Below are 14,079 nucleotides of genomic sequence, written 5' to 3' on the forward strand. Positions count from 1 at the left end.
AGGGTCAAAGATGGGGTGTCACCTGGACTTCCGCCCCAAAATCCGCTTCTCGGGATCCGCACGTCTGGGCCCGCCGTGAGTGGGTAGGGCAGACGTGACCCACCGCCGTCATCCCAGGAGGCCCCCGTGGCCGCGTCCGCTCAACTCCTGCTCTCCGGCCTCACCGGCGCCGCCTGCCCGCCCGGCCCCGCCGACGCCCCGCTGACGAGCGAGCCGCCCCTCGCCGCCGCCACCCCCCTCACCAGCGAGCCCCCGCTCACCACCGAACCGCCCCTCACCAGCGAACCGGCCGTGGTCGCGGCATCCGGCACGGAGCACACGGAGGTCTGAATGGGCCGAGCGCGACTCGCCGCCCTGCACGGCGTCGCCACCTCCTACGAACCCTCGCCCGGCGACGGTGTGCCGGTGCCCGAGGACACCGTCGTCGCGGTCCTCGCCGCCCTCGGCGTCGACGCCTCCACCCCCCGGTCCGTCCGGGACGCCCTGGAGGCCCACGACCGGGCGGAGCGGCACCGGCTGCTGCCCGCCACGGTGGTGCTCCGCTCGCGGGCCCCCGAAGGGGCGCGCGGGACGGCACCCGCGTCCGCGCTGCGCGCGCTCCCCGAGGGCACCGCCCTGCGCGTCGACACCGAGGACGGCGGCAGCCTCCCGTGGACGTACGGGGACGCCGCCGCCCCGGAGCTCCCGCTCGGCCGCCACCTGCTGCGCGCCCACGCCCCCGACGGCCGTACGGCCACCGCCTCCCTGATCGTCGCCCCCCGGCGGCTGCCCACGCCCCCCGGGCGCGGCCACGGCTTCCTCGTGCAGCTGTACTCCCTGCTGTCCGCCCGCTCCTGGGGCATGGGCGACCTCGGTGACCTGGCGGAGCTCGCCGCCTGGTCGGGCCGCGCCTTCGGCTCCGACTTCGTGCAGGTCAACCCCCTGCACGCGGCCGTGCCGGGCACCGGCGGCGCCCCCACCGACCCCTCGCCCTACCGGCCCTCCTCCCGGCGCTTCCCCGACCCCGTGCACCTGCGCGTCGAGGACGTCACCGAGTTCGCCTATCTGACCGGGGCCCACCGGGACCGCGCCGACCAGCTCCTGACCCGGGCCGCCGCCCTGCGCGAGGCCGTCCTGACCGACGGCGAGCTCATCGACCGGGACGCCGTCTGGGCCCTCAAGCGCCGCGCCCTGGAGCTCGTCCGCGCCGTCCCGATGGCCCCCGGCCGGCGGGCCGCCTACGACGCCTTCCTCGCGGGCCAGGGCCAGGCCCTCGACGACCACTCCACCTGGTGCGCCCTCGCCGAGGTGCACGGCCCCGACTGGCGGTCCTGGCCCGGCGGCCTGAAGGACCCCCGTTCCGCCCGCACCGCACAGGCCCGCTGCGAGCTCCTCGACCGCGTCGACTTCCACTGCTGGCTCGCCTGGCTCACCGATCAGCAGCTGGCCGCCGCCCAGCGGGCCGCCCGGGAGGCGGGCATGCGCGTGGGCCTCGTCCACGACCTGGCCGTCGGCGTGCACCCCTCGGGCGCCGACGCCTGGGCCCAGCAGGACGCCTTCGCCGCCGGCATGTCCGTCGGCGCGCCCCCCGACGCCTTCAACTCCCGGGGCCAGGACTGGGGCCTGCCGCCCTGGCGCCCCGACGCCCTGGAGGCCACCGGCTACGGCCCGTACCGCGACCTCCTGCGGGCCCTGCTGCGGCACGCGGGCGCCCTGCGCGTCGACCATGTGATGGGCCTCTTCCGGCTGTGGTGGGTGCCGCAGGGCATGGAGCCGGCCCGGGGCACGTACGTCCGCTACGACCCGGAGGCCATGCTCGGCGTCCTCGCCCTGGAGGCCCACCGGGCGAACGCGGCCGTGGTCGGCGAGGACCTCGGCACGGTCGGGCCCGGCGTCCGCGAGGAGCTCGCCGAGCGCGGCGTGCTCGGCACCTCCGTCCTGTGGTTCGAGCGGGACTACGGGCGGGCGGCCGGCGGCGGCCCGGCGGAGCCCCTGGAGCCGGCGCGCTGGCGCACCGAGTGCCTGGCCACCGCCACCACCCACGACCTCCCGAGCACCGCCGCCCGGCTCACCGGCGAGCACGTGGAGCTGCGCCACCGGCTGGGCCTGCTCGGCCGGCCGCTCGCCGAGGAGCAGCGCGAGGACGCCCGGGAGGTCGCGGAGTGGCTCGCCCTCTTCGGCCGGCTGGGCCTGCTCCCCGAGGGGCCGTACGACGAGGAGGCCGCCGTCCGGGCCGTCCACCGCTACCTCCTGATGACCCCCGCCCGGATGACCGGCGTCTGGCTCCCCGACGCGGTCGGGGACCGCCGTCCGCAGAACCTGCCGGGCACCTGGGACGAGTACCCGAACTGGCGGCTGCCCATCGCCGACGCCTCGGGGCGGCCCGTCTCCCTGGAGGAGCTGACCGTCTCACCGAGGCTGCACACGCTGATGGAGGCGGTCCGCGGCCGCCCGCGCGAGGACGGCGGCCCGCCGGAGGGCCGCCGATAGGCCACCCCGGGCGCGCGGGGCGCGCGGCTGTCCGATACGTTGAGCCCGTGAGCAATAAGGTCAACAAGAACGCCGTGCGTGCCGGTGCCATCGCCACCGGCACGATGCTGATGCTGCTGATGTCGTCCCCCGCGTTCGCGCTCACCCGCGACGACGGCGACGACCCGGGTCCGGGCCTGAGCGTGATCAACACGCTCGGCCTCTATGTCGCCGCGCCGATCGTGCTGTTCCTGGTCATCGCGGGCATCACGATGGTCGCCGCGCGTGGTTCGGACAACCCCGCCACGCACGCGCACAACACCCACCACCCGCGTACGCGCTGACACCGTCTCGACGACGGCCGCCGAGCCGCTGACACAAGCCTTCCCGCCCGGCCCCCTCGATCCGTAAGGACGCAGGGGCGCCGGGCGGCGCTGTTTCCGGAAGCCGCCGCCGGGTACCCGGCACCGCCGGCCCGCCCCCGCACCACACACCCGTGCGGTGTCCCCTTCGCGCCCGCCTCCGGGCGCGCGCACCTGTGGGAGGGTGGCCGGGGAGACCCATGGGCGTCGAAGCGGAGGGCCGTACCCATGCCACCGAGAAGCAACCCGACCGCGCGCCAGGCCCGATTAGGCGCCGAGCTGCGGAAGCTGCGGGAGGCCTCCGGGATGTCGGCGGGGGAGGCCGGCGCCCTGCTCGGCGGCGGCGCGGCGGGGATCGGCCACATCGAGGCCGGGCGCTGGGGGGTGAGCGCCGAGCGGGTGCGCCGCCTCGCCGCGCACTACCGGGCGGCTGACGAACGGCTCGTCGGCGAGTTGTGCGCGATGGCCGAGGAGCGCGGGCGCGGCTGGTGGGAGGAGTTCCGGGGCGTCCTGGCCCCCGGTTTCCTCGACGTCTCGGAGCTGGAGCACCACGCCACCGCCCTGCGGCTGATGCAGCTCACCCATGTGCCGGGGATCTTCCAGACGGAGGACTACGCCCGGGTGGTCTTCGCCGGCGCCCGGCCGAGGCTTCCGGAGCGGGAGCTGCGCGCCCGCGTCGCGCACCGGGTGAGCCGCAGGCGCGTGTTCGCGCGGACCCCGGCGCCGGAGACGGAGGTGGTGGTCCACGAGGCCGCCCTGCGGATGCGCTACGGCAGCCGGGCCGTCCAGCGGGGGCAGCTGGAGTTCCTCACGGACGTCGCGCGGTGGCCGCACGTCACCTTGCGGGTCATCCCCTTCGACACCGACGACCTCATCGGCACCGCCCAGTCGATGCTCTACGCGGTGGGCCCCGTACCGCAGTTGGACACCGTACAGATCGACAGCGCCTTCGGCGGCGGGTTCGTCGACGCCTACGCCCTGGTGACCATGTACCGCGAGCTGTTCGACTCCCTGGCGCGGAGCGCGCTCCGGCCTGAGGAGTCACGGAAACTCATCCACCGCGCCGCCCAGGAGCTGTGAAAGCTCCGCATCACCTCTCCTGTCCCCGTATATGCAAGCACCTCCCCCTATATAGGGGCGCCGGTGCGTACACGTATGCGCGGCCCGCCGACTCCGCTCGGTGAGCGGCCGCACCGGCCCGCACCCGGAAGTATCCCGGCCCCCGTGCCCGCCGCTCGCGGGCGCGGGGGCCGAGTGACACCGGTCGCGACCTGGGGCGTTTGGCGTTTACGGTCCGCTTAACCTACGGTGTCGTAACCTACGGAGCCGTAAGTAAGATCGTCCCCCCATCAGGAGCTGTCTGTGACCATCGCCCCCCTTCGTCACCACGCTCGGGCCGTATGGAGCGACAGCCGCCTGCTGTACGCGCTGGAAGAGGTCGTCGAGACCGAGATCAACCGGCATCTGAAGGTCGCCAAGGAGTGGATGCCGCACGAGTACGTGCCCTGGAGCGACGGGCGCGACTTCGACGGGGTGATGGGCGGCGAGGCGTGGGCGCCGGAGCAGTCCAAGGTGACCGACATCGGGCGTACCGCCCTCATCGTCAACCTGCTGACCGAGGACAACCTCCCCAGTTACCACCACGAGATCGCCACTCTCTTCGGCCGCGACGGCGCCTGGGGCACCTGGGTGCACCGCTGGACGGCGGAGGAGGGCCGGCACGGCATCGTCATGCGGGACTACCTGCTGACGTCGCGGGCCGTGGACCCGGTGGCGCTGGAGCGGTTCCGGATGCAGCACATGTCCGAGGGCTTCGAGTCCGACAACCGGCACAGCATGCTGCACTCGGTCGCCTACGTGGCCTTCCAGGAGCTGGCCACCCGCATCTCGCACCGGAACACCGGCAAGCACTCCGGCGACCCGGTCTGCGAGCGCATGCTCGCCCGGATCGCCACGGACGAGAACCTGCACATGGTCTTCTACCGCAATCTGCTCGGGAAGGCCTTCGAGCTGGCGCCCGACCAGACCATGGCCGCGGTGCGCGATGTGGTCGTCGGCTTCCGGATGCCCGGCCACGGCATCCCCGGCTTCGAGCGGGCCGCGGCCCAGATGGCCATCGGCGGGATCTACAACCTGCGCATCCACCACGACGACGTGCTCCAGCCCGTCCTCCGCTTCCTCAAGGTCCTGGAGATCACCGGGCTGGGCCCGGACGGCCTGCGGGCCCAGGAGGAGCTCGGCATGTTCATGAACGGCCTGGACGGCGAGGCGACGCGGTTCGACGAGCGCCGGGAGGCCCTGCTGGCCCGCCGCAAGGCGCGGGCCGAGAAGGCCTGAGCGCACCGGGAACGAAAGACAGGGGTGCCCCCGGCCGCACGAACGGCCGGGGGCACCCCCGTGTGTCAGGAGGGGCGTCAGGCGGCGGCCGCGTCCGCGGCCTGGGCCTTCAGGGCACGCTCCACGCCCGCGCGGGCCTCCGTCACCAGCCGGCGCAGGGCCGCGTTCGGCTCGGCCGAGGCCAGCCAGGCGTCCGTGGCGTCCAGGGTCTCCTGGGAGACCAGCAGCGACGGGTAGAGGCCCACCGCGATCTGCTGGGCGATCTCGTGGCTGCGCGACTCCCAGATCGACTTCACGACGGCGAAGTACTTCTCCGCGTACGGTGCCAGCAGCTCGCGCTGGTCGGCCTGGACGAAGCCGCCGATGACGGCCTCCTGCACCGCGTTGGGCAGGTCACCGGAGTCGACGACGGCCTTCCACGCCTCGGCCTTGGCGTCGGCGGTCGGCCGCGCGGCCCGCGCCGAGGCGGCGTACCGCTCGCCCGCGGAGGTCTTGTCGCGCTCCAGCTCGGCCGCGATCGCCGGCTCGTCCGCGCGGCCGGTCGCCGCGAGGCGGGACAGCAGCGACCAGCGCAGGTCCGTGTCCACGGCCAGGCCCTCGATGGTCTCGGTGCCGTCGAGGAGCGCGGCCAGCAGGTCGAGCTGCTCCTCCGTGCGGGCCGTGGCCGCGAAGGCGCGCGCCCAGGCCAGCTGGTGGTCGCTGCCCGGCTCGGCGGCGCGCAGCTGTGCGAGCGTCGCCTCCGTCCACCGGGCCAGACCGCTCTCGCGCCACTCGGGGGCCGCGTAGAGGTCCAGGGCGAGCTTCGCCTGCCGCTGGAGGGACTGGACGACGCCGATGTCCGACTCCTTGGCGACGCCCGAGAGGACGAGCGCGAGGTAGTCACGGGTGGCCAGCTCGCCGTCGCGGGTCATGTCCCAGGCCGAGGCCCAGCACAGGGCGCGCGGCAGCGACGCCTCGAAGTCGCCCAGGTGCGCGGTGACGACCCGCAGCGACTCCTCGTCCAGACGCACCTTGGCGTACGACAGGTCGTCGTCGTTGAGGAGGACGACCGCCGGGCGCTTGCGGCCGACGAGCTCCTCGACGGCCGTCAGCTCGCCGTCGACGTCCAGCTCGACGCGGTCCGTGCGGACGAGCTTGCCGTCCTGGAGCTCGTAGAGGCCGACGGCGATGCGGTGCGGGCGCAGCGTGGGCTCGCCCTTGGCGCCGGCGGGCAGCGCCGGGGCCTCCTGCTTGACGGCGAAGGACGTGATGACGCCCTCCCCGTCGACCTCGATCTCGGGGCGCAGGATGTTGATGCCGGCCGTCTCCAGCCACGCCTTCGACCACGTCTTCAGGTCGCGCCCGGAGGTGTCCTCCAGCGCGCCCAGCAGGTCGGTGAGGCGGGTGTTGCCGAAGGCGTGCGCCTTGAAGTAGGTCTGGACGCCCCGGAAGAAGGCGTCCTCGCCCACATAGGCGACGAGCTGCTTGAGGACGGACGCGCCCTTGGCGTAGGTGATGCCGTCGAAGTTGACGAGCACGTCGTCGAGGTCGCGGATCTCCGCCATGATCGGGTGGGTCGACGGCAGCTGGTCCTGCCGGTAGGCCCAGGTCTTCATGGAGTTGGCGAAGGTGGTCCAGGAGTGGGGCCACTTCGAGCCCGGTGCCGCGGCCTGGCAGGCGATGGAGGTGTACGTGGCGAACGACTCGTTCAGCCAGAGGTCGTTCCACCACTCCATGGTGACCAGGTCGCCGAACCACATGTGGGCCAGCTCGTGGAGGATGGTCTCGGCCCGCGTCTCGTAGGCCGCGTCCGTCACCTTCGACCGGAAGACGTACTGGTCGCGGATGGTGACCGCGCCGGCGTTCTCCATCGCGCCCGCGTTGAACTCCGGCACGAACAGCTGGTCGTACTTGGGGAAGGGGTAGTCGTAGGCGAACTTCTCCTCGAACCACTCGAAGCCCTGCCGCGTCACCTCGAAGATCGCGTCGGCGTCGAGGAACTCGGCCAGCGAGGGACGGCAGTAGATGCCCAGCGGGATGCTGCGGCCGTCCTTCTCGTAAGAGCTGTGCACGCTGTGGTACGGGCCGGCGATCAGCGCGGTGATGTAGGTGGAGATGCGCTGGGTCGGCTCGAAGCGCCAGACGTTGTCGGCCGGGCGCTCGGGCGTGGGCGAGTTGGAGATGACCGTCCAGCCCTCCGGCGCCTTCACGGTGAACCGGAACGTCGCCTTCAGGTCGGGCTGCTCGAACGAGGCGAAGACGCGTCGCGCGTCCGGCACCTCGAACTGCGTGTAGAGGTAGGCCTGCTGGTCGACCGGGTCGACGAAGCGGTGCAGACCCTCACCCGTATTGGTGTACGCGCAGTCCGCGACGACCTTCAGCTCGTTGCGTCCGGGCAGCAGACCGGGCAGCGCGATGCGGCTGTCCCGGAACACCTCGGCGGCGTCCAGGGCGGTCCCGTTCAGCACGACCTCGTGCACGGCGGGCGCCACCAGGTCGATGAAGGACTCCGCCGCCTCGGCCGCCTCGAACCGCACCACGGTCTCGGAGCGGTACGTACCGCCCTGCTGGGCGCCGGAGAGGTCGAGGTCGATCTCGTAGGAGTCGACGGTGAGCAGGCGCGCGCGCCGCTGCGCCTCTTCGCGGGTCAGGTTCGTTCCAGGCACCTGGGCATCTCCTTGACATCGTGACTTTCCGGCCATCCTTCCACGGCGGCCGGACGGGTGTGGATCAACGGGCAGGGGGTTCAGCGGCGGAGGGCGCACGTCCAGGGGCCGTCCGCCTCGATCTTCAGCAGCCCCGGGCCGGGCAGCGGGGCGCCGACCTCGATCCGGCCGATCTCGTTGACGAGCAGGTCGTCCCAGCCTTCGGGATCGTGCGGGAGGTGTTCGACCGTGAAGTTGTGCTCGCCGCGGTGGGCGAAGGAGCCGACGCCCTCGGCGCCGTGGTGGACCAGGACGTCGGGGCCGCGGCCCTCGACGGGGGCGGTGGTCAGCTGCCGGGCGGCGTCGACGGGGAGCACCGCGAGGGTCCAGGCCCGCTCGGCCTCGATCCGCAGGGTCAGCGGGCGGTCGGCGGGCACTTCCGCGACCGTGCGGCCGCGGAGCGGGGCGTCGGCGTAGTAGAAGAGCAGGGAGTTGTCGGTGCGGCCGTAGGCGTCGCAGTCCGAGACGGTTACGGAGATGTTGTCGCGGGTCTCCATCTGGAGGAGGACCCGGCCCGGCGGCAGCGTCCGGTCGAAGGTGACGGTCTCGTTGCCGCGGCCGTGGCGCACCACGGGGGCGAAGGTGGGGAAGCGCGGCACCTCGGCGACGGGCGGCGCGAAGGTCGGGAGGTGCTGCGGCGCGGCGGGCACGGGCGGCACGGGCGGCTGCGGCGCGGCGTCCCGCGGTTCGTCGCCGTCCACGACGATGCCGAAGTCCGTCGCGAGCCCGGCCAGCCCGGACGCGTACCCCTGCCCGACGGCCCGGAACTTCCAGCCGCCCGCGCGCCGGTAGAACTCGCCGAAGACGAAGGCCGTCTCGGTCGTCGCGTCACCGACCGGGAAGTGCGCGACGGCCGCGCCGGCGGCGGTCGCCACCCGGATGTCCAGGTCGGGCACCCGCCCGAAGGCGCCCCCGTCCGCCGAGGCCGAGACCACGATCCGCTCGACGCCGGGCTCCACCACGGCCGGGTCCAGGGTCAGCCAGTCGGCCCGGACGCCGCCCGCGCCGTCCGACTTGCCCAGGTGGCGCACCGCGCCCGACGGGTGCGCGGGCTGGTTGTAGAAGACGAGGTCGGCGTCGCCGCGGACCTTGCCGGTCGCGTCGAGGAGCAGTGCGGAGAGATCCACGTCGGGCACCCCGGCGTCGGCACGCCAGCTGACGGCGATGTGCAGGAGTTCGACGGGTACGGGCAGATTGGCGCCCTTTGCTATCCGGGTCATGATCGAACTCTGCCACCGAAATGGCGCACGATGACCGGATTCCGCCAGCAGAAAACAGCGCCGTGCCCGGCCGCGCCGTGTACGCGCGGCCGGGCACGGCCTGGCGCCGGGGAGGGCCGGGATCAGCCGCGCAGCTCCGCCGCGACCAGCTCCGCGATCTGGACGGCGTTGAGCGCCGCGCCCTTGCGGAGGTTGTCGTTGGAGAGGAACAGCGAGAGGCCGTGCTCGACGGTCTCGTCGACGCGGATGCGGCCGACGTACGAGGCGTCCTTGCCGGCGGCCTGGAGCGGGGTGGGGATCTCGGACAGCTCGACGCCCGGGGCGCCCTTCAGCAGCTCGTAGGCGCGCTCGACGCCGATCGGGCGCGCGAAGCGGGCGTTGACCTGGAGGGAGTGGCCGGAGAAGACGGGGACGCGGACGCAGGTGCCGGAGACCTTGAGCTCCGGGATCTCCAGGATCTTGCGGGACTCGTTGCGGAGCTTCTGCTCCTCGTCGGTCTCGAAGCTGCCGTCGTCGACGATGTTGCCGGCCAGCGGCAGCACGTTGAAGGCGATGGTGCGCTTGTAGACGCCGGGCTCGGGGAACTCGACGGCCTCGCCGTCGTGGGTGAGCTCGGTGGCCCGGTCGGCGACCGCGCGGACCTGGCCGTCGAGCTCGGCGACGCCGGCCACGCCGGAGCCGGACACGGCCTGGTAGGTGGTGGCGACGAGGGCGGTGAGGCCGGCCTCCTCGTGCAGCGGGCGCAGCACGGGCATGGCGGCCATGGTGGTGCAGTTCGGGTTGGCGATGATGCCCTTGGGGCGGTCGGCCACCGCGTGCGGGTTCACCTCGGAGACGACCAGCGGGACCTCGGGGTCCATCCGCCAGGCGGAGGAGTTGTCGATCACGACGGCGCCCTGGCCTGCGACCTTCTCCGCGAGCGCGCGGGAGGTGGCGCCGCCGGCCGAGAAGATCACTATGTCCAGGCCGGTGTAGTCGGCGGTGGAGGCGTCCTCGACGGTGATCTCCGTGCCCGCCCAGGGCAGCGTGGAACCGGCGGAGCGCGCCGAGGCGAACAGCCGCAGCCGCGTCACCGGGAACTCGCGCTCCGCGAGGATCTTGCGCACTACTCCGCCGACCTGGCCGGTGGCTCCGACGATTCCGATCCTCACGGGGGCTCCCTTACTCATGTACACCACATCTGTCACTGCCAGGGACGGGGTCACCTGACCGCACAGTTCCATCATGTGGTGCTACCCGCACCAAAAGTCCAATCCATTGTCCGGTGGCCGGGACGCGGGCGGGCGCGGCCGGGATCACGGCCGGGGATCGGCGGGCCAGTGCTGCACCCTGACGACGAAGACCACGGCCAGGCGGCGGTGCTCCTGGTACCAGACGATGAGACGGCCCTCCGCGTGGTCCAGCAGGCGTGAGACCCCTGACTCCTCGATGCGGGGGTCGCCGAGATGTCTCACCGAGGCGGCATCGGCCAGCCTGCCCGCCAGGCGTTCGACGTCCTGTTTCACCTCGGGGTCGAGGCCGCCGACCACCTGCTCGGCATCGGGCAGGTACTCCCACGTCCAGTCGGTCATCCGGTGACCTCGCGCGCCGCTTCGTCCAGCAGGGCGGCGATCTCCGAGGACAGGGCGCGGGCCTCCTCGCGGTCGCCCGCCCGGGCCACGGCCCTTTCCAGCTCGGCGAGCCTGGCGGCGCGGGCCGGGTGTCGTCGCAGTGCCACGAACACCCCCCACCGGTGCAGGAAGGTGTGCATGGGGACGGTGCTGTCCGTCTGTACGGCTTCCTGCCAGGCCGCGTGGAACTCCCGCTCGAAACGTACGGCGGAGGACAGGTCGAGGGTGGTGACGGCCACGCGCAGCGCCGCCTCCGTCAGCGGGGGCATGGGGAACAGCGGTTCGTCGGGATCGTGACGGTGTACGGGCTGTGCGCTCACGAAGCTGGGTCTCCTTCGGTATCCACCGGCGGCCACGCTTCATGCCAGTCTGCCGCACCCGGCGGGATCCGCGCCGGGTGCGGCAGCCGAACAGAGAGCGGGGCGGGCGCCCATACCGTGTGCCCGCCCCGCCCGTCCGTCACGGGTCAGCCGGTGATCAGCCGGTGACGCCGTCCGCCTTGATCTTCAGGGTGTACGGGTTCTCCAGCAGCGGCGAGGTGCGCCGCGACTCCACCTCGATCTCCCAGACGCCCGGCAGCGGGTTCTTGTACGTGCGCAGGTCGGGGCGGCACGTGTTCTCCGGGTTCGGGTAGTTCGGGTAGCAGTTGATCGTGGAGGTCGGGTCGGCCGGGAGGCCGTAGGGGCTGATGGCGATGAAGCGGGTCTGGCTGCCCGCCGTGAGGCCGCCCATGGCCAGCTCCAGCGACTTCGCGCCCTTGGGCACGGTCACGAAGTACGAGGTCGTCGCGTTGCGCGTGGCCTTGCCGGACTTCTCGAGCGTGTACGCCGGGCCGGTGAGCGGCTCGGCGACCACGACCGTGGTGAGGATCTGCTTGTCGACGCCCTCGGTGCGGTCGTCGTCGACGGTGAGGACGGCGCTGTGCAGGCCGCCGGTCTTCGCCTTGGCCTTGACCTTGACGGTCACGGGCTTGTTCAGCGGCAGCTTCACCTCGTCGTCACCGGCGAGCTTGAAGGTGCCGTCGTTGTTCTTCCACTTCAGCTCGTGCCACACGGCCTTGTCCGGGCCGGAGGTACGGGTGATCGTGACGTCGTACGTCCGGGTCTCGCCGGCCTTCAGGCCGCCCTCGCGGTCGTAGACGCCGGTGCCGAAGCCGGGCTTCTTGAGCCGGCCCGAGAGCATCGTCGAGACGGGTGCCTCGACGGCGTACTCGTGGGCGGTCGCGCGGTCGCGCAGCGCGTCCCAGGCGTCCTCGATGTTGATCAGACCGGCGCCCTGCTCGTACGCCTGTGCGCCCTTGATCTGCTTGGCGGTGCTGGTCAGCGCCGTCCGCAGATCGGCCGGGGTGAGCTTCACGCGCTTCTGCTTGGCGGCCGAGATCAGCAGCGCGGAGGCGCCGGTGGCCTGCGGGGAGGCCATCGAGGTGCCCTGGAGCATGCCGTAGCCGGGCGGCAGCTCGTAGCCGGACTCCTTGACGGGGGCGCCGGGCTCCCAGGTCGGCGTGGTGTTGACCGAGGCGCCGGGGGCGGTGAGGGTCGGGGTGAAGCCGCCGTCCTCGCGCGGGCCGCGGGAGGAGAAGGGCATCATCGCGTACTTGGTCTTCACCTCCGAGCCGTAGTTCGCGGCCCAGGTGTCCTTGGAGATCGACGCGCCCACGCTGACGACCTTGTCGGCCAGGGCGGGGTCACCGATGGTGTTGACGCCGGGGCCGCTGTTGCCGGCGGATATCACCAGCTGGACGCCGTAGGTGTCGATCAGACGGGTGTAGAGCTCCGAGCGGGCGTTGTTGCCGTCGTTGAGCGCCGGCAGGCCGCCGATCGACATGTTGACGATGTCGACGCCGCGGTTGACCACCAGGTCGATCATGCCCTCGGTGAGCGCGACGTTGGTGCAGCCGCCGGTCCAGGTGCAGGCGCGCGAGGAGACGAGCTTGGCGCCGGGCGCCGCGCCGTTCATCTTCCCGCCGAACAGGCCGTTGGCGGCGGTGATGCCGGCCACGTGCGTGCCGTGCTCGGACTCGATGACACCGATGCTGACGAAGTCGGCCTTCTTGCCGATCCAGTCGCCGCCCTTCGGGTCCATCGGCACGTCCTTGCGGATCTGCACGACGAAGGGGATGCGCTCGGCGATCGGGGTGTCGGGGTTGTCCTTGCCGAAGTAGGCGACCTGGAAGCCGTCCTTGTACGGCTTCAGCTCCTCGTCGTCGCCGAAGTTCCCGTCGTCGTCGAGATCGACGCGGACGGTGCCCCGGGCCTTGTCGTAGAGGACCGCCCAGCTGTCGGTGGTGTCGCCGTCGCGGTTGAGGTCGCCCTTCATGTCGCCGCCCGCGGTCTCGCTCTCGCGGAAGAGGGAGACCTGGTACGAGCCGGTGGGCGCGGTGTACGCGCGGCCGTTGAAGGAGAAGGACGGGCCGGCCGCGTCGGTGGTCATCGGCAGCCAGGTGCCGTCCTTGTCCGCGAGCGGGTCGGTCGCGGTGACCCAGTCGACGATCTTGCGCTCGCCGGTGGTGGTCTTCTGGAGCGCCGGGTGCCCGAGGTCGATGCCGGAGTCGAGGATGCCGATGGTCACGCCGCGGCCGTCGGCCTTCGGGTGGTCCTCGACGAAGTCGACGGCGCCGGTCTCGAAGGCCGGCTGGTAGGGGTTCTTCGCCGGGGTGCCCTTGCCCGGGGCGGGGTAGGCGCCCGCCTTCGCGCCCCGCGCGCCGGGGACGGAGTCGGCCCGCGGCGTCGGGTCCGGGAGCGGTATCTCCTGCTTGAGGTCGATGCCGTGCACGGAGTCAAGCTTCTGCGCCTCGGCGATCGCGGCGTCGGCCTTGGCGGTCGGCACAGTGGCCCGGACGTAGCCGAGCTTGTCGTAGGCCTGGCCGATGGAGGCGCCCTTGATGGCGTCGAGCTTCTCGGCGACCTGGCCGGTCCGGCCCGGGGCGGTCGCGATCATCATCGTGACGGTCTTGTCGCCGTCCGCCTTGGCCTCGGCGAGCAGGGAGGCGTCCTGCGAACCGAGCTTGGCGGCCGCCGAGTTGGGCGGCGGGACGGACCCCGGGGCGGGGGTGGGTCCGTCGGCGAGGGCGGGCGCGGCGCCCGCGGCGGTGAGCGCGGCCACCAGACCGGCCGCGACGGCTATTCGCACGGCGCGTCTGCCGCCGCCGAACGGCGCGTTGGGGGATTCGGGGGTCATGAACATCCCTAGCTGGGTTGACGGTAAAGCCCCGCTGAACTGCGGGCGTCCGGAAATCGGAGCCGGATGACCGATCACTTTTATGGAAGTGACGGGGGTTTGGGGAGAGTTGTCGGAGAGGGAACGTAAGGATGGCGTAAACCCGCCATCCGCCACTCGGGAGGAAGCGTGCCGAAGGGCGTGAAGCGGTCAGAGGCGTTCCCGCAGCTCAGAGGGTGTAGAGCAAACGGACTACACCAGC

The 14,079-nt window shown here is 72.5% G+C and carries 10 protein-coding genes and 1 pseudogene; 5 read left to right on the plus strand and 6 right to left on the minus strand.

Annotation, left to right across the window (positions count from 1 at the left end; genetic code table 11):
- Positions 1–126 precede the first annotated feature (126 nt).
- The 5 genes from LUZ64_RS01305 to LUZ64_RS01325 all read left to right on the plus strand — a co-directional run bounded on the left by LUZ64_RS01305 (position 127) and on the right by LUZ64_RS01325 (position 5,147).
- Positions 127–330 (plus strand): hypothetical protein, encoded by a 204-nt coding sequence (locus LUZ64_RS01305; protein ID WP_372472081.1) that lies wholly within the window; start codon positions 127–129, stop codon positions 328–330.
- Entirely contained in the window at positions 331–2,469 is a 2,139-nt protein-coding gene (gene malQ / locus LUZ64_RS01310; protein ID WP_095583405.1) for a 4-alpha-glucanotransferase, read from the plus strand.
- A 104-nt stretch (positions 2,470–2,573) separates the two neighbouring features.
- On the plus strand, positions 2,574–2,792 hold the full coding sequence (locus LUZ64_RS01315; protein ID WP_248287972.1) for a hypothetical protein: 219 nt from the start codon (positions 2,574–2,576) through the stop codon (positions 2,790–2,792).
- A gap of 246 nt (positions 2,793–3,038) precedes the next feature.
- Positions 3,039–3,890 carry a DUF5753 domain-containing protein gene (locus LUZ64_RS01320; protein WP_095583407.1) on the plus strand — a complete coding sequence of 284 codons (852 nt, stop codon included), beginning with the start codon at positions 3,039–3,041 and terminating at the stop codon, positions 3,888–3,890.
- A gap of 282 nt (positions 3,891–4,172) precedes the next feature.
- On the plus strand, positions 4,173–5,147 hold the full coding sequence (locus LUZ64_RS01325; protein ID WP_095583408.1) for an acyl-ACP desaturase: 975 nt from the start codon (positions 4,173–4,175) through the stop codon (positions 5,145–5,147).
- 77 nt (positions 5,148–5,224) lie between these two features.
- Here the strand turns inward: LUZ64_RS01325 and pepN are convergent, their stop codons facing one another.
- From pepN to LUZ64_RS01355, 6 genes and pseudogenes are all read right to left on the minus strand, one after another.
- On the minus strand, positions 5,225–7,792 hold the full coding sequence (gene pepN, locus LUZ64_RS01330) for an aminopeptidase N (protein WP_095583409.1): 2,568 nt from the start codon (positions 7,790–7,792) through the stop codon (positions 5,225–5,227).
- 80 nt (positions 7,793–7,872) lie between these two features.
- Positions 7,873–9,051 carry a TerD family protein gene (locus LUZ64_RS01335; RefSeq protein ID WP_095583410.1) on the minus strand — a complete coding sequence of 393 codons (1,179 nt, stop codon included), beginning with the start codon at positions 9,049–9,051 and terminating at the stop codon, positions 7,873–7,875.
- A gap of 122 nt (positions 9,052–9,173) precedes the next feature.
- Positions 9,174–10,202: an aspartate-semialdehyde dehydrogenase gene (locus tag LUZ64_RS01340; RefSeq protein ID WP_095583411.1), complete on the minus strand. Its 1,029-nt coding sequence runs from the start codon at positions 10,200–10,202 to the stop codon at positions 9,174–9,176.
- Positions 10,203–10,346: 144 nt separating this feature from the next.
- Positions 10,347–10,622, minus strand: coding sequence for a hypothetical protein (locus LUZ64_RS01345; protein WP_095583412.1), 276 nt, complete (start codon positions 10,620–10,622; stop codon positions 10,347–10,349).
- On the minus strand, positions 10,619–10,981 hold the full coding sequence (locus LUZ64_RS01350) for a DUF6247 family protein (protein ID WP_232390577.1): 363 nt from the start codon (positions 10,979–10,981) through the stop codon (positions 10,619–10,621). Before LUZ64_RS01350 ends, LUZ64_RS01345 begins: the two co-directional genes overlap by 4 nt.
- A 169-nt stretch (positions 10,982–11,150) precedes the next feature.
- Positions 11,151–13,838 (minus strand): annotated as a pseudogene (locus tag LUZ64_RS01355) (S8 family serine peptidase); the annotation flags it as partial.
- Positions 13,839–14,079 lie beyond the last annotated feature (241 nt).

The organism is Streptomyces albireticuli, from assembly GCF_021228125.1.
Taxonomy (GTDB): Bacteria; Actinomycetota; Actinomycetes; order Streptomycetales; family Streptomycetaceae; genus Streptomyces; species Streptomyces albireticuli.